This window comes from Citrobacter sp. RHBSTW-01013 (assembly GCF_013781985.1).
GTDB lineage: Bacteria > Pseudomonadota > Gammaproteobacteria > Enterobacterales > Enterobacteriaceae > Citrobacter > Citrobacter braakii.
In genome coordinates this window covers 403,258-429,092 of sequence record NZ_CP056185.1, presented here as the reverse complement: position 1 = coordinate 429,092, position 25,835 = coordinate 403,258, and the positions used below count along the sequence as shown (strand labels likewise).

25 protein-coding genes and 1 pseudogene are annotated in these 25,835 nt (G+C 53.0%); 12 read left to right on the top strand and 14 right to left on the bottom strand.

The features are described from left to right. The first annotated feature begins 78 nt into the window (after positions 1-78). The 4 genes from HV350_RS02050 to HV350_RS02035 all read left to right on the top strand — a co-directional run bounded on the left by HV350_RS02050 (position 79) and on the right by HV350_RS02035 (position 4,291). Entirely contained in the window at positions 79-1,980 is a 1,902-nt protein-coding gene (locus HV350_RS02050) for an ABC transporter ATP-binding protein (RefSeq protein WP_053388946.1), read from the top strand. 150 nt (positions 1,981-2,130) lie between these two features. Continuing rightward, on the top strand, positions 2,131-3,153 hold the full coding sequence (locus tag HV350_RS02045; protein ID WP_181629699.1) for a hydrolase: 1,023 nt from the start codon (positions 2,131-2,133) through the stop codon (positions 3,151-3,153). Then, positions 3,150-3,368 carry a YheU family protein gene (locus tag HV350_RS02040; protein WP_153646687.1) on the top strand — a complete coding sequence of 73 codons (219 nt, stop codon included), beginning with the start codon at positions 3,150-3,152 and terminating at the stop codon, positions 3,366-3,368. Before HV350_RS02045 ends, HV350_RS02040 begins: the two co-directional genes overlap by 4 nt. Before the next feature lie 53 nt (positions 3,369-3,421). After that, positions 3,422-4,291, top strand: a complete 870-nt coding sequence (locus tag HV350_RS02035; RefSeq protein WP_003827751.1) for a phosphoribulokinase — start codon at positions 3,422-3,424, stop codon at positions 4,289-4,291. Positions 4,292-4,384: 93 nt separating this feature from the next. On the opposite strand, the gene HV350_RS02030 is transcribed toward HV350_RS02035, so the two are convergent. Beyond that, the gene (locus HV350_RS02030) at positions 4,385-4,792 is read right to left on the bottom strand and encodes an OsmC family protein (protein WP_016154773.1); all 408 of its coding nucleotides are present in this window, start codon (positions 4,790-4,792) and stop codon (positions 4,385-4,387) included. A 308-nt stretch (positions 4,793-5,100) separates the two neighbouring features. On the opposite strand from HV350_RS02030, the gene crp reads away from it, so the two are divergent. Beyond that, entirely contained in the window at positions 5,101-5,733 is a 633-nt protein-coding gene (crp, locus tag HV350_RS02025) for a cAMP-activated global transcriptional regulator CRP (protein WP_000242758.1), read from the top strand. 51 nt (positions 5,734-5,784) lie between these two features. Next, complete coding sequence (locus tag HV350_RS02020) at positions 5,785-7,872, top strand: YccS/YhfK family putative transporter (protein ID WP_016154774.1); 2,088 nt, start codon at positions 5,785-5,787, stop codon at positions 7,870-7,872. 42 nt (positions 7,873-7,914) lie between these two features. Here the strand turns inward: HV350_RS02020 and HV350_RS02015 are convergent, their stop codons facing one another. The 5 genes from HV350_RS02015 to ppiA all read right to left on the bottom strand — a co-directional run bounded on the left by HV350_RS02015 (position 7,915) and on the right by ppiA (position 11,251). After that, entirely contained in the window at positions 7,915-9,132 is a 1,218-nt protein-coding gene (locus HV350_RS02015; protein WP_181629697.1) for an aspartate aminotransferase family protein, read from the bottom strand. An 85-nt stretch (positions 9,133-9,217) separates the two neighbouring features. Further along, the gene (pabA, locus tag HV350_RS02010) at positions 9,218-9,781 is read right to left on the bottom strand and encodes an aminodeoxychorismate synthase component 2 (RefSeq protein ID WP_016154776.1); all 564 of its coding nucleotides are present in this window, start codon (positions 9,779-9,781) and stop codon (positions 9,218-9,220) included. 31 nt (positions 9,782-9,812) lie between these two features. Next, positions 9,813-10,415 carry a putative adenosine monophosphate-protein transferase Fic gene (locus HV350_RS02005; RefSeq protein ID WP_019078159.1) on the bottom strand — a complete coding sequence of 201 codons (603 nt, stop codon included), beginning with the start codon at positions 10,413-10,415 and terminating at the stop codon, positions 9,813-9,815. Beyond that, positions 10,405-10,572, bottom strand: coding sequence for a YhfG family protein (locus HV350_RS02000; RefSeq protein ID WP_016157626.1), 168 nt, complete (start codon positions 10,570-10,572; stop codon positions 10,405-10,407). The genes HV350_RS02005 and HV350_RS02000 overlap by 11 nt, the downstream gene beginning before the upstream one ends. A 106-nt stretch (positions 10,573-10,678) precedes the next feature. Then, positions 10,679-11,251 carry a peptidylprolyl isomerase A gene (gene ppiA, locus HV350_RS01995; protein ID WP_003023595.1) on the bottom strand — a complete coding sequence of 191 codons (573 nt, stop codon included), beginning with the start codon at positions 11,249-11,251 and terminating at the stop codon, positions 10,679-10,681. 264 nt (positions 11,252-11,515) lie between these two features. Between ppiA and tsgA the strand changes: the two genes are divergently transcribed. The 6 genes from tsgA to HV350_RS01965 all read left to right on the top strand — a co-directional run bounded on the left by tsgA (position 11,516) and on the right by HV350_RS01965 (position 18,703). Continuing rightward, positions 11,516-12,697, top strand: coding sequence for an MFS transporter TsgA (gene tsgA, locus HV350_RS01990; RefSeq protein ID WP_016154778.1), 1,182 nt, complete (start codon positions 11,516-11,518; stop codon positions 12,695-12,697). A gap of 327 nt (positions 12,698-13,024) precedes the next feature. Next, entirely contained in the window at positions 13,025-15,568 is a 2,544-nt protein-coding gene (gene nirB, locus HV350_RS01985; RefSeq protein ID WP_016154779.1) for an NADPH-nitrite reductase large subunit, read from the top strand. Further along, positions 15,565-15,891 (top strand): nitrite reductase small subunit NirD, encoded by a 327-nt coding sequence (nirD, locus tag HV350_RS01980; protein WP_016154780.1) that lies wholly within the window; start codon positions 15,565-15,567, stop codon positions 15,889-15,891. The genes nirB and nirD overlap by 4 nt, the downstream gene beginning before the upstream one ends. A 139-nt stretch (positions 15,892-16,030) precedes the next feature. Next, on the top strand, positions 16,031-16,840 hold the full coding sequence (nirC, locus tag HV350_RS01975; protein WP_016157627.1) for a nitrite transporter NirC: 810 nt from the start codon (positions 16,031-16,033) through the stop codon (positions 16,838-16,840). Between the two features lie 11 nt (positions 16,841-16,851). Continuing rightward, positions 16,852-18,225, top strand: coding sequence for a siroheme synthase CysG (gene cysG / locus HV350_RS01970; protein WP_016157628.1), 1,374 nt, complete (start codon positions 16,852-16,854; stop codon positions 18,223-18,225). A 307-nt stretch (positions 18,226-18,532) separates the two neighbouring features. Then, a complete protein-coding gene (locus HV350_RS01965; RefSeq protein ID WP_016154783.1) occupies positions 18,533-18,703 on the top strand; it encodes a YhfL family protein in 171 nt (56 codons plus the stop codon). 77 nt (positions 18,704-18,780) lie between these two features. Here the strand turns inward: HV350_RS01965 and HV350_RS26585 are convergent. The 8 genes and pseudogenes from HV350_RS26585 to aroK all read right to left on the bottom strand — a co-directional run. Continuing rightward, positions 18,781-18,858, bottom strand: a pseudogene (locus HV350_RS26585) (hypothetical protein); the annotation flags it as partial. Between the two features lie 158 nt (positions 18,859-19,016). Beyond that, positions 19,017-20,021 carry a tryptophan--tRNA ligase gene (gene trpS, locus HV350_RS01960; protein WP_016154784.1) on the bottom strand — a complete coding sequence of 335 codons (1,005 nt, stop codon included), beginning with the start codon at positions 20,019-20,021 and terminating at the stop codon, positions 19,017-19,019. Beyond that, the gene (gph, locus tag HV350_RS01955) at positions 20,014-20,772 is read right to left on the bottom strand and encodes a phosphoglycolate phosphatase (protein WP_181629695.1); all 759 of its coding nucleotides are present in this window, start codon (positions 20,770-20,772) and stop codon (positions 20,014-20,016) included. Before gph ends, trpS begins: the two co-directional genes overlap by 8 nt. After that, entirely contained in the window at positions 20,765-21,442 is a 678-nt protein-coding gene (rpe, locus tag HV350_RS01950) for a ribulose-phosphate 3-epimerase (RefSeq protein WP_003023561.1), read from the bottom strand. Before rpe ends, gph begins: the two co-directional genes overlap by 8 nt. Before the next feature lie 17 nt (positions 21,443-21,459). Further along, complete coding sequence (dam, locus tag HV350_RS01945; RefSeq protein WP_016154786.1) at positions 21,460-22,296, bottom strand: adenine-specific DNA-methyltransferase; 837 nt, start codon at positions 22,294-22,296, stop codon at positions 21,460-21,462. Between the two features lie 117 nt (positions 22,297-22,413). Then, positions 22,414-23,691 (bottom strand): cell division protein DamX, encoded by a 1,278-nt coding sequence (gene damX / locus HV350_RS01940; RefSeq protein ID WP_181629693.1) that lies wholly within the window; start codon positions 23,689-23,691, stop codon positions 22,414-22,416. A 96-nt stretch (positions 23,692-23,787) separates the two neighbouring features. Then, positions 23,788-24,876 carry a 3-dehydroquinate synthase gene (gene aroB, locus HV350_RS01935; RefSeq protein WP_047358161.1) on the bottom strand — a complete coding sequence of 363 codons (1,089 nt, stop codon included), beginning with the start codon at positions 24,874-24,876 and terminating at the stop codon, positions 23,788-23,790. Positions 24,877-24,933: 57 nt separating this feature from the next. Beyond that, positions 24,934-25,455, bottom strand: coding sequence for a shikimate kinase AroK (gene aroK, locus HV350_RS01930; RefSeq protein WP_003023552.1), 522 nt, complete (start codon positions 25,453-25,455; stop codon positions 24,934-24,936). Positions 25,456-25,835: the final 380 nt, after the last annotated feature.

Genomic DNA, 25,835 nt, shown 5'->3' with positions numbered 1-25,835 from the left:
GCGCCTCGGTGCGGCAAATAGCCCACACATTACATTATCATAATGATAAATTAACATAGTCTGAACATACGGCGCCTTATGATTGTTTTCTCATCGTTACAAATTCGTCGCGGCGTGCGCGTCTTGCTGGAAAATGCCACGGCCACCATTAATCCAGGGCAGAAAGTTGGCCTGGTAGGTAAAAATGGCTGCGGTAAATCTACCCTGCTGGCATTGCTGAAAAATGAACTCAGCGCCGACGCCGGAGGATTTACCTATCCGGGAAACTGGCAGCTCGCGTGGGTTAATCAGGAAACGCCTGCGTTGCCACAGCCGGCGTTGGAGTATGTGATTGACGGCGACCGCGAGTATCGTCAACTGGAAGCACAGTTGAACGATGCCAACGAACGTAACGATGGACACGCCATTGCCACCGTCCATGGCAAGCTGGATGCCATCGACGCCTGGACTGTGCGCTCACGCGCCGCCAGCCTGCTGCATGGCCTCGGCTTCTCCAACGAACAGCTTGAACGTCCCGTCAGCGATTTCTCCGGTGGCTGGCGTATGCGTCTCAACCTGGCTCAGGCGCTGATTTGCCGTTCAGACCTGCTGCTGCTCGATGAACCGACCAACCACCTCGATCTCGACGCGGTGATCTGGCTGGAAAGATGGCTGAAAAGCTATCAGGGCACGTTGATTTTGATCTCCCACGACCGCGACTTCCTCGACCCGGTGGTGGATAAAATTATTCATATCGAACAGCAAACGATGTTCGAGTACACCGGCAACTACAGCGCGTTTGAAATCCAGCGTGCGACCCGCCTCGCACAGCAACAGGCAATGTACGAAAGCCAGCAGGAGCGCGTGGCGCATCTGCAAAGCTATATCGATCGTTTCCGCGCTAAAGCCACCAAAGCAAAGCAGGCGCAGAGCCGTATCAAAATGCTGGAACGCATGGAGCTGATTGCCCCTGCACACGTGGACAACCCGTTCCACTTCAGCTTCCGCGAGCCGGAAAGCCTGCCGAACCCGCTGTTAAAGATGGAAAAGGTCAGCGCCGGCTACGGCGACCGCGTCATTCTCGATTCGATCAAACTGAATCTGGTGCCAGGGTCTCGCATCGGCCTGCTCGGACGCAACGGCGCGGGTAAATCTACGCTGATTAAGCTGCTGGCCGGCGAACTGGCCCCCATCAGCGGCGAAATTGGCCTGGCAAAAGGCATCAAGCTGGGTTACTTCGCACAGCACCAGCTGGAGTTTTTACGCGCCGATGAATCACCGATTCAGCACCTGGCGCGCATGGCGCCGCAGGAGCTGGAGCAGAAACTGCGAGACTACCTCGGCGGATTCGGCTTCCAGGGCGATAAAGTCAGCGAAGAGACTCGCCGCTTCTCCGGTGGTGAAAAAGCGCGTCTGGTGCTGGCATTGATCGTCTGGCAGCGCCCGAACCTGCTGCTGCTTGATGAACCGACCAACCACCTGGATTTGGATATGCGTCAGGCGCTGACCGAAGCGCTGATCGATTTCGAAGGCGCACTGGTTGTGGTCTCGCACGACCGTCACCTGATTCGCTCTACTACCGATGACCTCTATCTGGTGCACGACAAGAAAGTCGAGCCGTTTGATGGCGATCTTGAGGATTATCAGCAGTGGCTGAGCGATGTGCAAAAACAGGAAAACCAGAGCGACGAACCGGTAAAAGAGAGCGTTAACAGCGCCCAGGCACGTAAAGACCAGAAGCGTCGCGAAGCTGAACTACGCACCCTGACGCAACCGCTACGTAAAGAGATTTCCCGCCTGGAAAAAGAGATGGAGAAACTGCACGCACAGCTGGCGCAGGCGGAAGAAAAACTCGGCGATAGCGAACTGTACGACCAAAGCCGCAAAGCCGAACTCACAGCATGCTTGCAGCAGCAGGCCAGTGCGAAATCCGGACTGGAAGAGTGCGAGATGGCCTGGCTGGAGGCTCAGGAACAGCTTGAGCAGATGCTGGCCGAGTAATCATGAGCGCCGGATAAGGCGAAGCCGCCATCCGGCACTATAGCCGATGATTGCCTGCTGACTGACTCGCGACAAAATCACATATTGGCTAACCCACACGCGCTGTGCGCGGTATAGTTATTCTTTCCGATTATTAATTGCTCTGGTGTTATGGTTGAAATCACGTCCACAGAAATAACTCCACCTAACGACGATTCGCGAGAATTCCGCCCGATGCGCGGTATCAGTAACCGCCATCTGCAGACGATGCTGCCGCGTTTAATTCGCCGCAAGGTGAAGTTCGACGCCCACTGGCAGCGTCTGGAATTGCCCGACGGTGATTTTGTCGATCTGGCATGGAGTGAAGATCCGCAACAGGCGAAACACAAACCGCGCCTGGTGGTTTTTCACGGTCTGGAAGGCAGTCTGAACAGCCCGTACGCACATGGCCTGATTGAAGCAGCGCAAAAGCGCGGCTGGCTGGGCGTGGTGATGCATTTTCGCGGCTGCAGCGGCGAACCCAATCGTCTGAACCGTATTTATCACTCCGGTGAGACAGAAGATGGCACCTGGTTTTTACACTGGCTGGCTCGTGAGTTCGGTCGCGTGCCGACCGCGGCGGTAGGCTATTCGCTCGGTGGAAACATGCTGGCCTGCCTGCTGGCAAAAGAAGGTACTGAGATTCCAATTGATGCCGCGGTTATCGTTTCCGCGCCTTTCGTGCTGGAAGCCTGTAGTTACCATATGGACAAGGGATTCTCCCGGGTCTATCAGCGCTACCTGCTAAACCTGTTGAAAGCCAATGCCTCGCGCAAGCTAGAGGCATATCCAGGCTCGCTGCCGGTGAGTCTGGGCCAGTTGAAATCTCTGCGTCGCATTCGCGATTTTGACGATTTGATCACCGCTAAAATCCATGGTTTCGCCGATGCTATAGACTATTACCGTCAGTGTAGCGCTATGCCGTTGCTCAACCAGATCGCCAAACCCACGCTGATTATCCATGCCAAGGACGATCCGTTTATGGATCATCACGTGATCCCGAAACCGGAAAATCTGCCCTCACAGGTAGAGTATCAACTGACGGAACACGGCGGCCACGTCGGATTCATTGGCGGCACGGTGCGCCGTCCTGAGATGTGGCTGGAATCCAGAATCCCGGACTGGCTGACAACGTATCTGGAGACATCATCATGATCATCCCCTGGCAAGACATCTCCCCGGACGCGCTGGACAATCTGATTGAAAGCTTTGTCTTGCGCGAAGGCACCGATTATGGTGAACATGAACGCTCGCTCGAACATAAAGTCGCCGACGTCAAACGCCAACTACAATCTGGTGAAGCCGTGCTGGTATGGTCCGAACTGCATGAAACGGTCAACATTATGCCGAGGAAGCAGATTCACGAGTAATCCGTAGCCGACGGCCGACTATAATAAAAATTCAACCTATTCATGGAGTTGTTATGTCTGCCAAACATCCGGTGATTGCGGTAACAGGGTCCAGCGGCGCGGGGACCACCACCACCAGCCTCGCGTTTCGTAAAATTTTCGCGCAGTTAAATCTGCGCGCCGCCGAGGTGGAAGGTGACAGTTTTCATCGTTATACCCGTCCGGAAATGGACATGGCGATTCGCAAAGCGCGCGATGCCGGGCGGCATATCAGCTATTTCGGCCCCGAAGCTAATGACTTCGGTCTGCTGGAGCAAACCTTCATCGAATACGGCCAAACGGGCAAAGGTCAGTCGCGAAAATATCTGCACACCTACGATGAGGCCGTACCGTGGAATCAGGTTCCGGGTACATTTACGCCCTGGCAGCCGCTGCCTGAACCGACGGATGTACTGTTCTATGAAGGACTACACGGCGGCGTCGTAACCCCACAGCAAAACGTGGCGCGGCATGTCGATCTGCTGGTTGGCGTAGTGCCGATCGTGAACCTGGAATGGATTCAGAAGCTGACCCGCGATACCAGCGAGCGGGGACACTCGCGCGAAGCGGTGATGGACTCAGTGGTGCGCTCAATGGACGATTACATCAATTACATTACGCCGCAATTTTCCCGTACGCATATTAACTTCCAGCGCGTACCGACCGTTGATACCTCCAACCCCTTTGCCGCCAAAAGTATTCCATCCTTGGATGAAAGCTTTGTCGTGATTCATTTTCGGAATCTGGAAGGGATCGACTTCCCGTGGCTACTGGCCATGCTGCAGGGATCATTCATTTCCCATATCAATACGTTGGTTGTTCCTGGCGGGAAAATGGGTCTGGCGATGGAATTGATTATGCTGCCGCTGGTCCAGCGACTGATGGAAGGCAAAAAGATAGAGTAAGGTGTTATTTTGCCGGATGGCGGCTGATGCCTTATCCGGCCTACGCGTTTATATCCTGTAGGCCTGATAAGTGAAACGCCATCAGGCATGACATCACGAAGCAGCAACCACTTCATAGGAGTGGGTAATGTTCACCGCCTTTTCCAGCATCAGCGCCACAGAGCAATATTTTTCCGCAGAGAGATCGACTGCGCGCGAAACGGACGCATCTTTCAGATCGTTACCCGTTACGATGAAATGCAGGTTAATGTGGGTAAACAGGCGCGGCGCTTCATCACGACGCTCTGAGGTCAGTTTCACTTCGCAGTTGGTCACATCCTGACGGCCTTTTTGCAGGATCGAAACCACATCAATTGCGCTGCAACCACCCGCAGCCATTAATACCATTTCCATCGGGCTCGGCGCTTTATCACCGGAGTTACCGTCCATCAAAATTTGGTGGCCAGAGGCGGACTCACCGAGGAAGGTTAACCCCTCAACCCACTTTACACGCGCTTGCATATTTCGTAACTCCAATGTTTCAATTTTCCTGACAGATTACGCGTACATAACAATTCTCGCAACGGAAGGCGACCTGCGTCATGCTGAAGCGAGACACCAGGAGACACACGGCGAAAGCTATGCTAAAACAGTCAGGATGCTACAGTAATACATTGACGTACTGCATGTATGCAGAGGACATCACATTACAGGCTGCAGTTAATTTTTGACAGCCCCTTTCCCAGGTAGCGGGAAGCATATTTTTGCAAACCCAGAGGCAGCGTCGTTTTCTGGCTCTGGAGACAGCTTATAACAGAGGATAACCGCGCATGGTGCTTGGCAAACCGCAAACAGACCCGACTCTCGAATGGTTCTTGTCTCATTGCCATATTCATAAGTACCCATCGAAGAGCACGCTGATTCACCAGGGTGAAAAAGCGGAAACGTTGTATTACATCGTTAAAGGCTCAGTGGCAGTGCTGATCAAAGATGAAGAAGGGAAAGAAATGATCCTTTCTTATCTGAATCAGGGCGATTTTATTGGTGAATTAGGCCTCTTCGAAGAAGGTCAGGAACGTAGCGCCTGGGTACGTGCCAAAACCGCATGTGAAGTCGCTGAAATTTCATACAAAAAATTTCGCCAATTAATTCAGGTCAACCCGGATATTCTGATGCGCCTGTCTTCACAGATGGCTCGTCGCCTGCAGGTCACGTCTGAAAAAGTCGGCAACCTTGCCTTCCTCGACGTAACGGGTCGTATCGCGCAGACTCTGCTGAATCTGGCGAAACAGCCTGATGCGATGACCCACCCGGACGGCATGCAGATTAAAATCACCCGTCAGGAAATCGGCCAGATCGTTGGCTGCTCCCGTGAGACCGTTGGTCGTATTCTGAAGATGCTGGAAGATCAAAACCTGATCTCCGCACACGGTAAGACCATCGTCGTCTACGGCACCCGTTAACCCCATCGAAGTGGCGCGTTACTCAGTGATGCGCCACTTTTGTTTACACCGATGTGGCGAAGACTGATATACCACCCAGAGATCAACTACGCACTACGGCAGACGCTGGTGCTATGTTTACCTGTGGCTGTTGGTCTGATCATCGGTCAGCTTCATCTGGGGCTCCTCTTCTCCCTGGTCCCTGCCTGTTGCAACATTGCCGGCCTTGATACCCCGCACAAGCGCTTTTTCAAACGTTTAGCTATTGGCGCGTCTTTGTTTGCCGGTTGCAGTCTGATCATGCAGTTGCTGCTGGCACAGGCCATACCGCTGCCGCTTATCCTCACCGGGCTGACGCTGATTCTTGGCGTAACCGCCGAGCTCAGCCCTCTGCATGCCAGACTGTTACCGGCCTCACTTATCGCCGCGATTTTCACGCTAAGCCTGGTCGGGAACATGCCCGTCTGGGAACCGTTGCTGATCTATGCGCTGGGCACGTTATGGTACGGCCTGTTCAACTGGTTCTGGTTCTGGATGTGGCGCGAGCAGCCGCTCCGTGAATCGCTCAGCTTGTTGTACCGTGAATTAGCCGATTACTGTGAGGCCAAGTACAGCCTGCTGACCCAGCATGCCGATCCGGAAAAAGCGCTGCCTCCCCTACTGGTTCGCCAGCAGAAAGCGGTGGATCTGATTACCCAGTGCTACCAGCAAATGCATATGCTGTCGGCGCATCGCAACAACGATTACAAGCGCCTGCTGCGTGCCTTTCAGGAGGCACTGGACTTGCAGGAGCATATTTCCGTCAGCCTCCACCAGCCGGAAGAGGTGCAAAAACTGGTCGAACGCAGCCACGCCGAACAGGTGATTCGCTGGAATGCGCGCACCGTCGCCGAACGCCTTCGGGTACTGGCCGATGATATTTTGTATCACCGCTTGCCGACCCGTTTCTCGATGGACAAGCAGATTGGCACGCTGGAGAAAATCGCCAACCAGCATCCGGACAATCCGGTGGGACAATTTTGCTACTGGCACTTCAGCCGTATTGCCCGCGTGCTACGCACCCAGCGACCGCTGTACGCCCGAGATTTAATGGCGGACAAGCAGCGTCGGTTGCCGCTGATCCCGGCCCTGAAAAACTATCTGTCGTTGAAATCGCCGGCGCTGCGTAATGCCGGACGCATCAGTGTCATGCTAAGTATCGCCAGCCTGATGGGCAGCGCTTTACACCTGCCAAAGCCTTACTGGATTTTGATGACGATCCTGTTCGTCACGCAAAATGGCTACGGAGCAACCCGGGTACGTATTTTACACCGTTCAGCAGGAACGCTCGTTGGACTGGTCATTGCCGGGGTCACCCTGCACTTTCATATTCAGGAAGGTTACACGCTGGCAGGCATGCTGCTGATTACCCTGGGTAGCTATCTGATCATGCGCAAAAACTACGGCTGGGCTACCGTCGGCTTTACGGTCACGGCGGTATACACCCTGCAACTGCTGACGCTGAACGGAGAACAGTTTATCGTGCCGCGGTTTGTCGATACGGTTATTGGCTGCTTAATCGCCTTTGGCGGTACACTCTGGCTGTGGCCGCAGTGGCAGAGCGGCCTGCTGCGTAAGAACGCCCATGATGCGTTAGAAGCCGATCAGGAGGCCATTCGCCTGATCCTCAGTAACGATCCGCAGGCCACGCCGCTGGCGTATCAACGCATGCGGGTCAATCAGGCGCATAACACGTTGTTCAACTCACTGAACCAGGCGATGCAGGAGCCAGGATTCAACTCGCACTACCTGGCGGACATGAAACTGTGGGTCACGCACAGCCAGTTCATCGTCGAGCACATCAACGCGATGACCACACTGGCAAGGGAACACACAATGCTGACGCCGGATTTAGCGCAGCGGTATCTGGAATCCTGTGAAATTGCGCTCCAGCGCTGTCAGCAGCGGCTGGAATATGACGGACCGGGAAGCTCAGGCGATGTGAATATTCTCGAAGCGCCAGAGATGCTGTCCCACGGTCCGTTAAGCACCCTTGAGCAGCATCTGCAACGGATACTGGGGCATCTGAACACCATGCACACCATTTCGTCGGTAGCATGGCGTCAGCGACCGCACCACGGAATCTGGCTGAGCCGCCGTCTGCGGGACATGAAAGGTTAAGATCGACTGCCGGATGCGCTGTGCTTATCCGGCAACAGTTAATCAGGCAACGACTTTCACTACCGCTTGTGCGAAACGCTGCATCCCTTCATCGATATCCGCCTGCTCAACTACCAGCGACGGCGCGAAACGCATCACGTCCGGTCCGGCGTTGAGTACCATCACCCCTTCGTGCGCGGCGGCATACAGGAAATCGCGCGCCCGGCCTTTAAACTGCGGCTTCAGCTCGGCGCCAATCAGCAGCCCCATCCCGCGAATCTCGCTGAAAATGTCGAACTGTTGATCAATTTTGTGCAAATGTTGGACAAACGCCTGACGTTTAGCCTGAATACCTTCCAACACTTCCGGCGTGTTGATGATATCAAACGCGGCCCCCGCAACTGCGCAGGCCAGCGGATTGCCACCATAAGTGGAACCGTGCGAACCCACGTGAAATGCGGAGGCAATCTCTTGGGTGGTCAGCACCGCGCTCACCGGGAAGCCGCCGCCGAGAGCCTTCGCGCTGGTGAGGATATCCGGCGTCACGCCGTAGTGCATATAGGCAAACAGATCGCCGGTACGGCCCATCCCGCTCTGCACTTCATCCAATACCAATAGCGCCTGGTGTTGGTCGCAAAGTTCACGCAAACCTTGCAGGAATTCCGGCGTTGCCGCAGTGACGCCACCTTCCCCCTGAATAGGCTCAACCACCACCGCACAGGTGTGATCGTCCATCACCGCTTTGACCGCATGCAGATCGTTAAACGGTACATGGATGATATCCGCTGGTTTTGGTCCAAAGCCGTCAGAGTATTTCGGCTGCCCGCCGACGGATACGGTAAACAGCGAACGACCGTGAAACGCATTATGGAAGGCAATGATTTTGGTTTTGAACGGGCTATGGCGCACGCAGGCATAGTGGCGCGCCAGCTTAAAGGCGGTTTCGTTAGCTTCGGTACCCGAATTCATGAACAGCACGCGCTCGGCGAAGGTCGCATCAATGATTTTACGGCCCAGGCGCAACGCCGGTTCGTTGGTGAAAACGTTGCTGGTATGCCACAGGGTTTCACCCTGGGTTTTTAACGCCTCCACCAGGGCCGGATGGCAATGCCCTAGTGCAGTAACTGCAATGCCGCCCGCGAAATCAACATACTCTTTGCCCTGTTGATCCCAGACTCGACTCCCTTTTCCTTTTACCGGGATAAACTCAGCCGGTGCATAAATCGGCAGAATCACTTCATCGAATGTCGCGCGCGTAATTGCAGTTTGTTCAGTTGCCATGTCATTGCCACCCTGTTAAGCAGAAATGTTAGTGAAATTATAATCACAAAATATGAATAAAAAATCACTGAATAGCAACCACAAATCACCGGTTGAGGAAATTAGCGAGCAGTTGATGCCCCTGCTCGCTGAGAATACTCTCCGGGTGAAACTGCACACCTTCCATATCCCACTCGCGGTGACGAATGCCCATAATCTCCTGCGTTTCACTCCAGGCCGTCACCTCAAAGCAGTCAGGAAGCGTCGCGGGGGCAACCACCAGAGAATGGTAGCGCGTCACCGTTAATGGGTTGGCGAGCCCCTGAAAAACACCCTGCCCGTTATGCGTAATTGGCGAGGTTTTACCGTGCATCACTTTAGCTGCCCGAACCACTGTCGCGCCAAAGGCCTGCGCCATAGCCTGATGTCCCAGACAAACACCCAGCAGGGGCGTCTTGCCCGCGAAATGACGAATAACATCCAATGAGATACCAGCGTCATCCGGCGTGCAGGGGCCTGGGGATATTACGATTTTTTGCGGGCTTAGCGCGTCGATTTGCGCCAGCGTCAGTTCGTCGTTGCGCCTGACAAGGACATCAGCGCCCAGTTCGCAGAAGTATTGGTACAGGTTCCAGGTAAAAGAATCATAGTTATCGATAAGCAGGATCATGGCGGCTCCGGTACATAAGAACCGCGCTATTCTACTCAGTTTCCGGGGCTTCGCTTACCACTTTACGAAATATCGCCCGAAGCGCAGACAGGTCACCCATCGCCCCACTCTGATTAGCCAGGTTCCACTCCTCAACCGGAATGTCATCCCAGCTCAATATATACCCGGCATGAATCGCTAACTGTTCGAAAAAAATTCGCTGCGCCAGACCGCTGCCAATACGAAACGGATGCAGCATGTTGATTTCGCAATAATAGTGCGCAAGACGATCCACAAACTTATCTTCCGGTAACCCCACCAACCAGGACTCGTCTTCCAGGTCCTGCATCAGCGCATTGCCCTCTTTCTCGATATAAGCGAAATGACAAAAGCGGGTATCGCCCTGGTAAATATCCACTTCTCGCAGATGTCCCGCCCAGTCAAAAATATCCCGATACAGTTGGCGATGAATGGCGCACAGATGCGGCAAGCCCCGTTTAAGCGGGCCTAATTCGATAGTGGCCGCACGCAGCGCCGTCAGTTCATACGCCGCCTGCGCCAGGCGCTGCGCCTGATGAATCCCCAGACGGTTACGCATGACATTCAGGCCCGGATACAAATAGGGATCGCGTCCATCACCGAATTTATCGCTCATAGTGCCCCCTCAACTCTTCAAGACGCGCCAGGGCGTCTTCCGTGCTCAAAGTCACCCGTGGAATATCCACGCCTTCCAGCCGCCGACTGGCCTGGAAATTGGCATTTCGCCGTTGTTCCCAGAGTCTGGACTTTTGTTTATCGGTGAGTTTTTTCACGTGACCTCCCTGAATGAGCCGACACTTGCCACAAGTATAAGCGGCAATTTCAGGTTACGCAGAGAAGGGAAAGAACGCGGACAGGAACTGCCCGCGCAAAATACGTTTACGGCAGGACTTTGGCAGACAGGATAACAATCGGTTTTGACGGGACATTCTGGTAAGGACCAACATCATGGGTCTGCACCTGAGAGATCTTATCCGCGACATCCATACCTTTCACAACTTTACCGAAGACCGCGTACCCAAAGTCGCGCTGGCCGTGATCGAGGAACGCATTGTCTGCAATGTTGATAAAGAACTGGCTGGTCGCGCTGTCTTTATCTGCTGTACGCGCCATGGCAATCGTGCCGCGGGTATTACGCAGTCCGTTATCAGCTTCATTCTTGATTGGCGGGTTAGGTTTCTTCTGCTGCATCTGCTCGGTAAAACCGCCGCCCTGCACCATGAAGCCAGGGATCACGCGGTGGAACGTGGTGTTGTTATAGAAACCGCTGTTGACATAATCGACAAAGTTTTGCACTGAAACCGGGGCTTTCTGACTGTTCAGCTCCAGCTCAATGTTACCGGCAGAGGTTGTCAGCAGGACATGCGGGTCACCTTTTGCTGCCAGTGCTGCGGGAGAAAGAGCAGAAAGAGCGAGAACAGCTGCAACAGCCGCCAGAGTCGATTTGAGCATGAGAATTCCTTAACAAGAGCAGAAATGAAGCAAGTGAATTGATTCTAAAGAGCCTTCAAGAACAAGGCCATCCCTTTACTTAATTTTACGTACTTGAAACAAATGTAACCTTATAGCCTCAAGATTCAATGAGATCTAGATCACATAAAAAAATGTAACGTAGCAAGTAATTACCAATAAACATTTAAATGCATCACTAAAGCGCCTAAAATCTGCCCGCTCACGGCGCAGTCAATGCGCCTAACACTTCTATACAGGCCAGTCATGACTAACAGCAATCGCATCAAGCTCACATGGATTAGCTTTCTCTCCTACGCCCTGACAGGCGCGTTGGTAATTGTCACCGGGATGGTGATGGGAAACATCGCAGATTACTTCCATTTGCCCGTTTCCAGTATGAGTAACACCTTCACCTTTCTGAATGCCGGCATTCTGATCTCTATTTTTCTGAATGCCTGGCTGATGGAAATTGTGCCACTGAAAACCCAGTTGCGCTTTGGCTTTATCTTGATGGTTCTGGCGGTCGCCGGACTGATGCTCAGCCATAGCCTGGCATTGTTCTCAGCCGCCATGTTTGTACTGGGTCTGGTGAGCGGTATCACCATGTCGATTGGTACGTTCCTGGTGACTCAGATGTACGAAGGTCGCCAGCGCGGTTCCCGCCTGCTGTTTACTGATTCCTTCTTCAGTATGGCCGGCATGATTTTCCCGATGGTGGCAGCATTCCTGTTAGCGCGCAGCATCGAATGGTATTGGGTTTATGCCTGCATCGGCCTGGTATACGTCGCCATTTTCCTGCTGACCTTCGGCTGCGAATTCCCGGCGCTGGGTAAACACGCACAGCAACCGGACGCGCCAGTGGTAAAAGAAAAATGGGGCATTGGCGTGCTGTTCCTGGCAATCGCCGCGCTGTGCTACATCCTCGGTCAGTTGGGCTTTATCTCCTGGGTGCCGGAATACGCCAAAAGTCTGGGCATGAGCCTGAACGACGCAGGTAAACTGGTCAGCGACTTCTGGATGTCTTACATGGTTGGCATGTGGGCATTTAGCTTTATCCTGCGTTTCTTCGATTTGCAGCGCATCCTGACCGTACTGGCGGGTGTGGCTACCGTCCTGATGTATCTGTTTATCACCGGTACGCCGGAGCATATGCCGTGGTTCATTCTGACGTTGGGCTTCTTCTCCAGCGCGATTTATACCACCATCATTACCCTCGGCTCCCAGCAGACGAAGGTCGCATCACCTAAACTGGTTAACTTCGTTCTGACCTGTGGCACCATCGGTACTATGCTCACTTTCGTGGTCACTGGCCCTATCGTGGCGCACAGCGGTCCGCTGGCGGCATTGCAGACGGCTAACGGCTTGTATGCGGTCGTATTCGTGATGTGCTTTATTCTTGGGTTCGTCACGCGTCATCGCCAGCATAACGCACCCGCAACGCATTAATCTGAGTGCCGGAGGGCGATGCTAACGTATCTTATCCGGCCTACAAGACAAGCTGTTCGTAGGCCGGATAAGGCGCAGACGCCCTCCGGCCTATTCCCGCGCCCTCTTCTTTCTCTGGTGCTGTAGGCCAATTCTTACAAAAACCCCTTAATTTGTACGTTATTTATACAAACACGAAAAGCCTGTTAATTCCGTAACTTATAAAAATGCAGTTAAATCAGCCATATACCTCTTAAGGAGTATATAAAGGCGAATTTGATTTGCATCAATAAGCGGGGTTGCTGAATCGTTAAGGTAGGCAGTAATAGAAAAGAAATCGAGGCAAAAATGAGCAAAGTCAGACTCGCTATTATCGGTAATGGTATGGTCGGCCATCGCTTTATTGAGGATCTTCTTGATAAATCCGACGCTGCCAATTTTGATATTACCGTCTTCTGTGAAGAACCCCGCAAAGCGTACGACCGTGTCCACCTGTCGTCCTACTTCTCCCACCACACCGCCGAAGAACTTTCTCTGGTGCGTGAAGGATTCTACGAGAAGCATGGCGTTAAGGTGTTAGTGGGCGAGCGCGCAATCACCATCAACCGCCAGGAGAAGGTGATCCACTCCAGCGCGGGTCGTACGGTCTATTACGATAAGCTGATCATGGCGACAGGCTCTTATCCGTGGATCCCACCGATTAAAGGTTCGGAAACCCAAGACTGTTTCGTTTACCGCACCATCGAAGACCTCAACGCCATTGAGTCTTGCGCGCGCCGTAGCAAACGCGGTGCCGTCGTCGGCGGTGGCCTGCTGGGCCTGGAAGCCGCCGGTGCGCTAAAAAGCCTCGGCGTTGAAACCCACGTGATTGAATTTGCCCCAATGCTGATGGCCGAACAGCTGGATCACATGGGTGGCGAGCAGTTACGTCGCAAAATTGAAAGCATGGGCGTGCGTGTGCACACCAGCAAAAACACTAAAGAGATCGTCCAGGAAGGCACCGAAGCGCGCAAAACCATGCGTTTTGCCGACGGTAGCGAACTGGAAGTCGATTTCATCGTCTTTTCTACCGGTATTCGCCCACGCGACAAACTGGCCACCCAATGCGGTCTGGACGTTGCGCCGCGCGGTGGTATTGTGATTAACGATACTTGCCAGACTTCTGATCCGGACATCTATGCCATCGGCGAATGCGCCAGCTGGAACAACCGCGTGTATGGTCTGGTCGCTCCAGGCTACAAAATGGCGCAGGTTGCCGTTGACCATATTCTCGAAACCGAAAACGCCTTTGAAGGCGCGGATCTGAGCGCCAAGCTGAAGCTGCTCGGTGTTGACGTCGGCGGGATTGGCGACGCGCATGCGCGCACGCCGGGCGCCCGTAGCTACGTCTATCTCGACGAAAGCAAAGAAGTCTACAAACGCCTCATCGTTAGCGAAGATAACAAAACCCTGCTCGGGGCGGTTTTAGTCGGTGACACCAGCGATTACGGCAACCTGCTGCAGCTGGTACTGAACGCCATCGAACTGCCGGAAAACCCAGACTCACTGATTCTGCCAGCTCACGCGGGCAGCGGTAAGCCGTCTATCGGTGTCGATAAACTGCCGGACAGCGCGCAGATTTGCTCCTGCTTCGACGTCACCAAAGGCATGCTGATCGCCGCTATCAACAAAGGCTGCCACACCGTTGCGGCGCTGAAAGCTGAAACCAAAGCTGGTACCGGCTGCGGCGGGTGTATCCCGTTGGTAACGCAGGTCCTGAACGCTGAACTGGCGAAACAGGGGATCGAAGTTAACAACAACCTGTGTGAACACTTCCCGTACTCGCGTCAGGAACTGTTCCATCTGATCCGTGTAGAAGGAATTAAAACCTTCGAAGAGCTGCTGGCAAAACACGGGAAAGGCTACGGCTGTGAAGTGTGTAAACCAACCGTAGGTTCCCTGTTGGCCTCCTGCTGGAATGAGTACATCCTCAAACCACAGCACACGCCGCTGCAGGACACTAACGACAACTTCCTGGCGAACATCCAGAAAGACGGTACCTACTCCGTGATCCCGCGCTCTGCGGGCGGAGAAATTACTCCTGAAGGCCTGGTGGCCGTGGGCCGTATCGCGCGTGAATTTAACCTGTATACCAAAATCACCGGTTCTCAGCGTATCGGCCTGTTCGGCGCGCAAAAAGATGACCTGCCGGAAATCTGGCGTCAGCTGATTGAAGCGGGCTTTGAAACCGGTCACGCATACGCCAAAGCGCTGCGTATGGCGAAAACCTGCGTAGGCAGTACCTGGTGCCGTTATGGCGTCGGCGATAGCGTCGGATTCGGCGTGGAGCTGGAAAACCGCTACAAGGGCATTCGTACCCCGCACAAAATGAAATTCGGCGTCTCCGGCTGTACCCGTGAATGTGCGGAAGCACAGGGCAAAGACGTGGGTATCATCGCCACTGAGAAAGGCTGGAACTTGTACGTTTGCGGTAACGGCGGGATGAAACCTCGTCATGCAGACCTGCTGGCAGCGGATATCGACCGCGAAACGCTGCTCAAATACCTTGATCGTTTCATGATGTTCTACATCCGTACCGCTGACAAACTGACCCGAACCGCACCATGGTTAGACAACCTGGAAGGCGGTATCGAATATCTGAAATCGGTCATCATCGACGACAAACTGGGGCTGAACCAGCACCTGGAAGAAGAGATGGCCCGTCTGCGTGAAGCGGTGGTCTGCGAGTGGACAGAGACGGTTAACACCCCATCCGCACAGGTTCGCTTCAAACACTTTATCAACAGCGATCAACGCGATCCGAATGTCCAGGTTGTGCCTGAACGTGAACAACATCGTCCGGCCACGCCCTATGAGCGTATCCCGGTGACTCTGGTGGAGGAAAACGCATGAGCCAGTGGAAAAACATCTGCAAAATCGATGACATTCTGCCTGCAACAGGCGTCTGCGCCCTGTTAGGTAGCGAGCAAGTTGCGATTTTCCGCCCGTATCACAGCGACCAGGTGTTTGCGATCAGCAACATCGACCCGTTCTTTGAATCCAGCGTGCTTTCTCGTGGGCTGATTGCTGAACATCAGGGCGAATTGTGGGTCGCCAGCCCGCTGAAAAAACAGCGCTTTCGCTTAAGCGATGGTCTGTGCATGGAAGACGAACAGTTCTCCGTGAAACATTACGAAGCCCGAGTGAAAGACGGCACGGTGCAACTGCGCGGTTAATAACTTTTTGGGAGGCGCAACGCCTCCCCTTTTTTGACGTATTTGTAGGTCTTTTATTTGTAGGCCTGATAAGCGTAGCGCTATCCGGCCTACGGTTACGATTTCTTTTTATTGTTTGTACTTCAAGGATAATCAACACATGTTCACAGACACTATTAATAAGTGTGCGGCTAACGCTGCGCGCATCGCACGCCTCTCGGCTAATAACCCGCTCGGATTCTGGATCAGTTCGGCAATGGCAGGGGCCTACGTCGGTCTCGGCATCATTCTTATTTTCACCCTCGGTAATCTGCTCGACCCGTCCGTACGTCCTCTGGTAATGGGTGCAACCTTTGGTATTGCCTTAACGCTGGTTATTATCGCCGGTTCTGAACTGTTCACCGGACACACGATGTTCCTGACGCTTGGCGTTAAAGCGGGCACCATCAGTCACGGTCAGATGTGGGCAATCCTGCCAAAAACCTGGCTGGGTAACCTGGTCGGATCCGTGTTTGTCGCTCTGCTTTACAGTTGGGGCGGCGGTAGCCTGCTGCCGGTCGATACCAGCATCGTCCATTCGGTGGCGTTGGCGAAAACGACCGCGCCAGCAACGGTCCTGTTCTTTAAAGGCGCGCTGTGTAACTGGTTGGTTTGTCTGGCAATCTGGATGGCAATTCGTACCGAGGGCGCAGCAAAATTCCTCGCTATCTGGTGGTGTCTACTGGCGTTTATCGCTTCCGGTTACGAGCACTCGGTTGCCAACATGACGCTGTTTGCCCTCTCCTGGTTCGGCCACCACAGCGAAGCCTATACCCTGTCAGGAATTGGTCATAACCTGTTGTGGGTGACACTCGGTAATACTTTGTCCGGTGTCGTATTCATGGGATTGGGTTATTGGTATGCTACGCCAAAATCGGAGCGTCCTGCTCCGGCAAAAATCAACCAGCCAGAGGCTACTGCCAATAATTAAGGGGTAATGTCGTGGATCATTTGCCTATATTTTGTCAACTACGTGACCGCGACTGCTTGATCGTCGGCGGTGGTGATGTCGCAGAACGCAAAGCGCGGTTACTGCTGGAAGCGGGCGCCCGTATAACGGTTAATGCGCTGGCGTTTATTCCGCAGTTCACCGTATGGGCAGATGAAGGCATGCTGACGCTGGTTGAGGGACCGTTCGACGAGTCCCTGCTCGACACCTGCTGGCTGGCTATTGCCGCCACCGATGACGATGCCGTCAACCAAAGCGTCAGCACCGCCGCAGAATCACGTCGTATTTTCTGCAACGTGGTCGATGCGCCAAAAGCAGCCAGTTTTATCATGCCCTCCATTATCGACCGCTCGCCGCTGATGGTGGCGGTCTCCTCCGGCGGTACATCGCCGGTGCTTGCCCGTCTGCTACGTGAAAGACTTGAATCTGTGCTGCCTCAGCATCTGGGCCAGGTCGCGCAATATGCAGGCAAGTTACGCGCCCGAGTGAAAGAACAGTTTGCCAGCATGGGTGAACGTCGCCGCTTCTGGGAAAAATTGTTCGTGAATGACCGCCTGGCGCAGTCGCTGGCGAACAGTGACCAGAAAGCCGTCGAGGAAACCACCGAGCAGTTGCTCAGCGAACCGTTGGACCATCGAGGCGAAGTAGTGCTGGTTGGCGCCGGTCCTGGCGATGCCGGGCTGCTGACGCTGAAAGGTCTACAGCAGATCCAGCAAGCGGATGTCGTGGTTTATGACCGTCTGGTATCCGACGACATCATGAACCTAGTACGCCGCGATGCCGACCGGGTGTTCGTCGGTAAACGCGCGGGCTACCACTGCGTACCGCAGGAAGAAATTAACCAGATCCTGCTGCGTGAAGCGCAACAGGGCAAACGCGTCGTGCGCCTGAAAGGTGGCGACCCGTTCATCTTTGGCCGTGGTGGCGAAGAGCTGGAAACCCTGTGTCATGCCGGTATTCCATTCTCCGTTGTGCCAGGTATTACCGCAGCATCCGGTTGTTCCGCCTATTCCGGCATTCCACTGACCCATCGAGATTACGCCCAGAGTGTACGTCTGGTCACCGGGCACCTGAAAACCGGCGGCGAGCTGGACTGGGAAAATCTGGCGGCAGAGAAACAGACGCTGGTGTTCTACATGGGCCTCAATCAGGCGGCTACTATCCAGGAAAAACTGATCGAATTTGGCATGCAACCCGATATGTCTGTCGCGCTGGTAGAAAACGGTACCTCCGTGAAGCAACGCGTTGTTAACGGGGTGCTTTCGCAACTCGGCGAACTGGCGCAGCAGGTTGAAAGCCCGGCGCTGATTATCGTCGGCCGCGTGGTTGGACTACGCGATAAGCTGAACTGGTTCTCGAACCATTAATTGAATGCTCAAAAATGCCCTGATATTGGACTGCCCCCATAAAGTTGGACAGTTCGTATTCAGGGCATTTATTTATCTTCCGATAGAAATAAATAACCGATATACGCTATATACTCGCCTCAGTAGCCCAACCGTTAATCATTAATTAAATGTATTTTTAAAATATTTAAATTCATTGAAAGCATATTTTATATAAAACTTGTTATGTCCTAATCCGGACTACTTTAAGTTTATTTTAGTTGATATCTTAACCGCCGAGAAATGGATTTCATCCATTTAAAAATAGATATCTTACAAGGATTTTAACATGCTGAAATTTGCAAAAATCACTATCGTTGCTGGTGTTCTGGCTACGCTGACCGCGTGTACTGGTCATGTCGATAATAAAAAAGATAACTGCACCTACGATTACTTCCTGCATCCGGCAATTTCTATTTCTAAAATTATTGGTGGCTGTGGCCCGGCTGCAGATCTGTAACAGAAGCGATTGCGCAGATACAAAAAAACCGGGAAATCCCCGGTTTTTATATTTATAGGTTAAATGCTCATTCACACGTTACCGCACTTCTCGCCGAGCAGGTAGCGGGCCAGGGTTGTCAGTCCCTCCTCTCTCTTGATAAATATCCGACGCATTTTATATCTTCAGTAAATTGAATATTTATATCTTCATTAAAGTGATTGATATAAGGAAATATGCAAACGGCGAGGCGCTTCATATTTTTTGAGATTCACCAGCGAACAGGCGAAAAAAAACCGGGTAGAACCCGGTTTCTTCAGCAACGCAGAGCGCATTACGGCTTGGCGACAAAACCAATCGCTTCGTAAACCGCTTTCAGCGTAACAGACGCGCGTGCGCTGGCTTTTTCCGCGCCATCTTTCATCACCTGCTGCAGGAAAGCTTCATCGTTACGGAAACGGTGATAACGCTCCTGAAGCTCGGTCAGCATGCCGGAAACGGCCTCTGCGACTTCACCTTTCAGATGACCATACATCTTGCCTTCAAAGTGCTGTTCCAGCTCCGGAATGCTCTGGCCGGTAACGGCAGAGAGGATATCCAGCAGGTTGGAAACACCCGCTTTATTCTGCACGTCGTAGCGTACAACAGGCGGCTCTTCGGAATCGGTCATCGCACGTTTGATTTTCTTAACCACGGATTTCGGATCTTCCAGCAGGCCGATCACATTGTTGCGGTTGTCATCCGACTTGGACATTTTCTTCGTCGGCTCCAGTAGCGACATCACGCGCGCACCGGATTTAGGAATGAACGGCTCAGGCACTTTGAAGATGTCGCCATACAGGGCGTTGAAGCGCTGGGCGATATCGCGGCTTAGTTCCAGATGCTGTTTCTGATCTTCGCCAACCGGTACCTGGTTGGTCTGATACAGCAGGATGTCTGCCGCCATCAGCACCGGATAATCAAACAGACCGGCGTTGATGTTCTCCGCATAGCGTGCGGATTTATCTTTGAACTGGGTCATACGGCTCAGCTCGCCGAAATAGGTGTAGCAGTTCAGCGCCCAACCTAACTGTGCGTGTTCCGGTACATGAGACTGGACGAAAATGGTGCTTTTTTCAGGATCGATACCGCATGCCAGATACAGCGCCAGCGTATCGAGCGTTGCTTTACGCAACTGCTGAGCATCCTGACGAACGGTGATGGCATGTTGGTCAACGATGCAGTAGATGCAATGGTAGTCATCCTGCATGCTCACCCACTGACGCAGCGCACCCATATAGTTGCCAATGGTCAATTCACCTGAGGGCTGTGCGCCACTAAAAACGATGGGCTTAGTCATTTTTTGATTCCTGATTTTCGCTATGCGTAAGCCCGAGAACGGGCAGTAGTTCATTAATACGGTCGTAAATAACGTCGGGTTGGCTCAGCGCGATCGACTCGCCGTAGTTGTAGCCATAAGTCAGACCAACGGACGGACAGCCAGCAGCTTTTGCCGCCTGAATATCATTACGTGAATCCCCTACGAAGAGCAATTGCTCAGGCTTGATGCCAAGCTTGCTTGCTACCAGCAGTAGCGGATCCGGATGCGGTTTTTTATTCTGCACGTCGTCACCACCGATGACCACGCTAAAGTATTTGGCGATATCTAACGCCTCAAGCAATGGCGCGACAAACGGGGTCGGTTTGTTGGTCACCAGACCCAGCGGCAATCCTTTCGCATGCATCGCGCCCAGCGTGTCGGCAACATCAGGGAACAGGAATGTCCCCTCTTCTGCGACATCGCCGTAGTATCTGTCGAACAGCTTACGCAAAATACGCACCTGTTCTTCGGCGGGGATATCATCATCAACGGGCGGTTTACCCATTGTCTTACGTAGTGTGGCGCGCTCCTGACGCGACCACGCCAGCGCGCGCTCCATCAGTACATCTGCACCGTTGCCAATCCAGGTGATAACGCGTTCTTCACCGGCAATCGGCAGTTCCAGCGCATACAGCGCCATATCCACAGCTGCGGTTAATCCCGGCGCGCTGTCGACCAGCGTACCGTCGAGGTCAAATGCCACGCCCCGAATATCCTGAAACTTATCCATGACTTACCTTCGCCAGCTCATTGCGCATTTCATCAATGACTTTTTTGTAGTCTGGTTGGTCGAAAATAGCAGAGCCTGCGACAAACATATCTGCACCCGCCGCCGCGATTTCACCAATGTTGTTCACCTTGACGCCGCCGTCCACTTCGAGGCGGATATCGTAGCCAGATTCATCAATACGACGACGCACTTCGCGCAGCTTATCCAGCGTTTGTGGGATAAAGGACTGCCCGCCAAAGCCTGGGTTTACGGACATCAGCAGGATCACATCGAGCTTATCCATGACGTAGTCCAGATAGCTCAGCGGTGTTGCCGGGTTAAACACCAGGCCCGCTTTACAGCCATGCTCTTTGATCAGCTGTAAAGTGCGATCGACATGCTCGGAGGCTTCCGGGTGAAAAGTAATGATGCTCGCGCCGGCGGCGGCGAAGTCCGGGACAATACGATCGACCGGTTTCACCATCAGATGAACGTCAATCGGAGCGGTAATGCCATATTTACGCAGCGATTTCAGTACCATCGGGCCGATGGTCAGGTTCGGTACGTAGTGATTGTCCATGACATCGAAGTGTACGACGTCGGCACCGGCAGTCAGCGCTCTCGCGGTGTCCTCACCCAGGCGGGCAAAATCAGCCGACAGAATTGAGGGGGCGATCAAATACTGTTTCATCCGCTTCTCCTTAAGAATTATTTCTTCGCAGGCGTTACAACTCCTGGTTTATACAGTGCCAGCAGTTCGTTCACCTTTTTACGCGTGCCGCCATTGCTGCTAATGCTGCGCCGCACTTTGACCTGAAAATGTTTCGCCGATCGGTACCATTCGCGGGTATCGGGCGTGTCATGGTTCGAAATTAACACCGGGATCTGCTTACTGACCAGCTTTTCTGCCATCTCGGCCAGATGTGCCTGCTCTTTTGGGCTAAAGCTGTTGGTATGATACGCGGTGAAATTTGCCGTCGCCGAAAGCGGTGCATAAGGCGGGTCACAATAGACCACAGAGTTGCTATCCGCACGGTCCATGCACTCTTCATAGGAGAGACAATGGAACTCCGCATTCTGCGCTTTTTCAGCAAAATGGTACAACTCGGCTTCCGGGAAGTAAGGTTTTTTATAACGACCAAACGGTACATTAAACTCGCCGCGCAGGTTATAACGGCACAATCCGTTGTAACCAAAGCGGTTCAGATACAAGAACAGCACTGCACGGCGGAACGGATCCTGACTGGCATTAAATTCTTCTCTGAACCGATAGTACACCTCAGCCTGATTAGTTTCAGGCATAAACAGCTCACGCGAAGCCTGCACATACTCATCGGTACGTGTCTTCACGATGTTATAGAGACTGATGAGGTCGCTGTTGATATCGGCAAGAATATAACGAGAAAAGTCGGTGTTGAGAAACACCGACCCGGCACCCACGAAAGGTTCAATCAGGCATTCACCCTGAGGTAAATGCCGTTTGATATCATCAAGCAGGGGGTATTTTCCCCCTGCCCATTTCAAAAAAGCGCGATTTTTTTTCATGCTGACTAACTAATTACACCTTCTCCGGCTGTGGAGAAAGCTCCGACAGCATCCTGCGCTTTAGTCTTTGTCCCGCAATTGGGCGAAACAGCAAACCATTGCAGAACATATCCTATCTTACTTCAAATCGGCCTGAACCTGGTGCAGCGGTTTTGCCCACGGATTTTTCGCCTGAATATCGGCGGGTAGCGTAGACACTGCACGTTTCGCATCTTCTTTAGACGCATACACGCCTGTTACCAGAACATACCACGGTTGACCGTTACGCGTCGTCTGATACACCACGTAGTTCTTCAGATTTTCTTTCTTCGCCCAACCGTTGAGGTTGTCGTAATTAGAAGAACTGCTGAGCTGCAACGTGTAATGGCTGGACGGCGCAGATTTTAACGCTCCGACATTTCCAGCACTTTTCGCTCCACCAGCAACAGGTGTTGACGTTGCAGTTGGCGCAGGCGTTGTAGTCGCGGTTGCTTTCGGCTCAACGGTCGCCTTCGGCGTAGCGGTAACCACAGGTGCCTTGGTTGTGGTCGTCGGCGCAGTTGCAGTTGGTTTTGCCTGAGCAACAGGTTTCGGCTCTGTCTGCGTCGCTTTCACCGTAGTTTGCGGTTTGCTCTTCGGCTCAATAACGGCCTGTTTACGTTCCTGGTGTGTCGCAGCAGGGCGTTCAGCCGTTTCCGTTTTCGCAGTCTGGCGCACAGCATTACCATTACGAACTGGCGCAACGGTCGCAGGTTCGGTCGGCAGCGTAGAGTTAACCACTACATTGTTAACCTGCTCCTGGCCTTGCGGTTGCGTCAGAGCGTTGTTCAGATCGCCCTGCACTTCAACACGCTGCTGGCCTTCAGTTGCCGCAGGTGTCTGACCTTGAGTTGGGGTAGAGGAAATCGGCGGTAGGGAAACATCCTGCTGGGTATTGCCAGCGGTCTGCTCAGCGCCTGTTGCAGGCGTAGTCGTGCTCGCCTGATCCGTCGCATTGTTGCCAGAAAGATCGATGCTCTTCTCGCCAGATCCAGCCTGCTCACTGGGAGATGATGAGGGGGCTTTCAGCGCAGAACCGATACCGATGATCAGCAGCAACAGCACCAGGACACCGACACCCATCATCATATACTGACGAGAGGCAGGCTTGCTGGCGGGTTTCTTACGCTTGCGCGGACGGCGTTCTACACGCTCTTCATCCACGTCATCGTCCTCAGATTCATACTCTTCTTCAATGTCCCGTTCTTCTTCACGCTCTTTACGTGCGCGCGCAGGACGGCGATCGTCAGCATCCAGATCAACATCATCAAAATTGATTTGCGGCTCATTATCGCGTTCAGACGATTGACGAGAACGACCAGTACGACGATCGCTGGGATCGGGTTTCAGCTCGTCTTCTGGTTTGAATTCATCCATTTAACACCCCACTCAAAGGTTAATGCTTACGACTTTGCACATAACCTGAAGCTAAAAGACCTACGTTTCGCAACGCAAGCCAGACCTTTCTTGTTGTTACGCCGGCTGGCAATCAGCAATAGCGTTAAGAACCACCTCGTGCGACACTCCGCCGCGCACTTCACTCTTCCCTATAGCCCGCGGAAGCACTAAACGAATCTCTCCCGCTAACACTTTTTTATCTCGCAGCATGTGCGGTAGATAAGCCTCGCTGGACATTTCACGCGGTCCATTGACCGGCAAGCCCGCTCGCTGCAGCAGCGTAATGATGCGCTGCGTATCAGCGGAGGTAAACTGTCCAAGACGTTCTGACGTACGAGCAGCCATTACCATACCTGCTGCAACGGCTTCACCATGTAACCAATTGCCATAACCCATTTCAGCTTCGATCGCATGGCCAAACGTGTGCCCCAGATTCAGTAAAGCACGTAAGCCCATTTCACGCTCGTCCGCTGCGACAACTTCTGCTTTCAGCTCACAACAACGACGAATACAGTACGCCATCGCCGGACCATCCAGACGCAATAACGCATCCAGATTTTCTTCCAGCCAACTGAAAAATTCACCGTCAAGGATGATGCCGTATTTGATCACTTCCGCCAGCCCCGATGCCAGCTCACGCGCAGGAAGCGTTTTCAGACAATCGAGATCCACCACCACGGACGCCGGTTGGTAAAACGCGCCAATCATGTTTTTACCGAGGGGATGGTTTACGGCGGTTTTGCCGCCAACGGAGGAGTCGACCTGCGACAACAGGGTTGTCGGGACTTGAATAAAACGAACACCACGCTGATAGCTGGCTGCCGCAAAACCGGTCAGATCGCCTATCACGCCGCCGCCAAGTGCGACTAACGTGGTATCACGACCGTGCGGTTTTTGCAGTAACGCAGTGAAAACCGTATCCAGAACCGTCAGGCTTTTATACTGCTCGCCATCGGGAAGGATAACGCTATCAACGTTTACACCCGCCTGTTCAAGTACGCCGCGAACCTTATCGAGATAAAGGGGAGCCAGGGTTTCGTTGGTTACCAACATAACCTGATCGCCCGATTTCAGCGGTAAGAATGAAGCTGGCTCATTAAACAAACCAGCCGCGATGGTGATAGGGTAACTACGTTCCCCGAGAGTGACTGTGATCCTCTCCATTACGCGACATCCACCTTAGTTACTTGTACCCGCAGACGAGTGTGTATTCAGCCAGAATTAGTTGCTTTCCAACATATGAATAATCTGGTTTGCTACGACTTTTGCGCTCTGATCGTCGGTGCGAATGGTCACGTCAGCAATCTCTTCGTACAGAGGATTGCGTTCGTCAGCCAACGCTTCCAGAACTTCACGAGGCGGCGATTCTACCTGCAGCAGCGGGCGTTTCTTGTCACGTTGAGTTCGCGCAAGTTGTTTTTCAATTGTCGTTTCAAGATAGACCACGACGCCACGCGCGGAAAGACGGTTACGTGTTTCACGTGATTTAACAGAGCCACCGCCAGTTGCCAGCACAATACCCTGTTTTTCCGTCAACTCGTTGATGACTTTTTCTTCGCGATCACGGAAGCCGTCTTCACCTTCTACATCGAAGACCCAGCCCACATCAGCTCCGGTTCGTTTCTCAATCTCTTGATCAGAATCGTAAAATTCCATATTGAGTTGTTGAGCTAACTGGCGCCCAATAGTGCTTTTTCCGGCACCCATAGGCCCAACCAGAAAGATATTGCGTTTCTCTGCCATTTTTTCGGTACTACTAAGACTATTCGTTAATGGTAAACCCGCTTCGCAGACACTCAGCGCAGCAGGACATGAACTGAAACCTCATAAGATATTGCGAGAGTCAGACTGAAAATTATCTCAATACTCAAGCGGGTTTGGCAACTGAATAAATCACCAAACCTTACGCATTTCTGGTCGTGGCAGGCATGCTACCCTGCAAACATCAGACCTGGCGACGTATCGCGCAGCCAAATGACACCAAATAAGCCTATGACACACCACCAGAAAGGCAAAGCGTATTTACTGCCGCATAAGTAAAGAAAAGTACCGACACTCAAATCGGTACTCCTTGTATGCTAAATACACCCGCACGTCAAATCTCTGAAACGTGTTCAGTGCAA

Coding starts and splice junctions, on each gene's coding strand:
- crp (WP_000242758.1), top strand. CDS start 5,101: ATGGTGCTTGGCAAACCGCAAACAGACCCGACTCTCGAATGGTTCTTG.
- nirC (WP_016157627.1), top strand. CDS start 16,031: ATGTTCACAGACACTATTAATAAGTGTGCGGCTAACGCTGCGCGCATC.
- aroB (WP_047358161.1), bottom strand. CDS start 24,876: ATGGAGAGGATCACAGTCACTCTCGGGGAACGTAGTTACCCTATCACC.
- HV350_RS01965 (WP_016154783.1), top strand. CDS start 18,533: ATGCTGAAATTTGCAAAAATCACTATCGTTGCTGGTGTTCTGGCTACG.
- gph (WP_181629695.1), bottom strand. CDS start 20,772: ATGGATAAGTTTCAGGATATTCGGGGCGTGGCATTTGACCTCGACGGT.
- rpe (WP_003023561.1), bottom strand. CDS start 21,442: ATGAAACAGTATTTGATCGCCCCCTCAATTCTGTCGGCTGATTTTGCC.
- HV350_RS02050 (WP_053388946.1), top strand. CDS start 79: ATGATTGTTTTCTCATCGTTACAAATTCGTCGCGGCGTGCGCGTCTTG.
- HV350_RS02030 (WP_016154773.1), bottom strand. CDS start 4,792: ATGCAAGCGCGTGTAAAGTGGGTTGAGGGGTTAACCTTCCTCGGTGAG.
- HV350_RS02015 (WP_181629697.1), bottom strand. CDS start 9,132: ATGGCAACTGAACAAACTGCAATTACGCGCGCGACATTCGATGAAGTG.
- tsgA (WP_016154778.1), top strand. CDS start 11,516: ATGACTAACAGCAATCGCATCAAGCTCACATGGATTAGCTTTCTCTCC.
- nirB (WP_016154779.1), top strand. CDS start 13,025: ATGAGCAAAGTCAGACTCGCTATTATCGGTAATGGTATGGTCGGCCAT.
- aroK (WP_003023552.1), bottom strand. CDS start 25,455: ATGGCAGAGAAACGCAATATCTTTCTGGTTGGGCCTATGGGTGCCGGA.
- ppiA (WP_003023595.1), bottom strand. CDS start 11,251: ATGCTCAAATCGACTCTGGCGGCTGTTGCAGCTGTTCTCGCTCTTTCT.
- damX (WP_181629693.1), bottom strand. CDS start 23,691: ATGGATGAATTCAAACCAGAAGACGAGCTGAAACCCGATCCCAGCGAT.
- HV350_RS02035 (WP_003827751.1), top strand. CDS start 3,422: ATGTCTGCCAAACATCCGGTGATTGCGGTAACAGGGTCCAGCGGCGCG.
- pabA (WP_016154776.1), bottom strand. CDS start 9,781: ATGATCCTGCTTATCGATAACTATGATTCTTTTACCTGGAACCTGTAC.
- HV350_RS02040 (WP_153646687.1), top strand. CDS start 3,150: ATGATCATCCCCTGGCAAGACATCTCCCCGGACGCGCTGGACAATCTG.
- nirD (WP_016154780.1), top strand. CDS start 15,565: ATGAGCCAGTGGAAAAACATCTGCAAAATCGATGACATTCTGCCTGCA.
- HV350_RS02020 (WP_016154774.1), top strand. CDS start 5,785: ATGTGGCGAAGACTGATATACCACCCAGAGATCAACTACGCACTACGG.
- HV350_RS02045 (WP_181629699.1), top strand. CDS start 2,131: ATGGTTGAAATCACGTCCACAGAAATAACTCCACCTAACGACGATTCG.
- HV350_RS02005 (WP_019078159.1), bottom strand. CDS start 10,415: ATGAGCGATAAATTCGGTGATGGACGCGATCCCTATTTGTATCCGGGC.
- dam (WP_016154786.1), bottom strand. CDS start 22,296: ATGAAAAAAAATCGCGCTTTTTTGAAATGGGCAGGGGGAAAATACCCC.
- trpS (WP_016154784.1), bottom strand. CDS start 20,021: ATGACTAAGCCCATCGTTTTTAGTGGCGCACAGCCCTCAGGTGAATTG.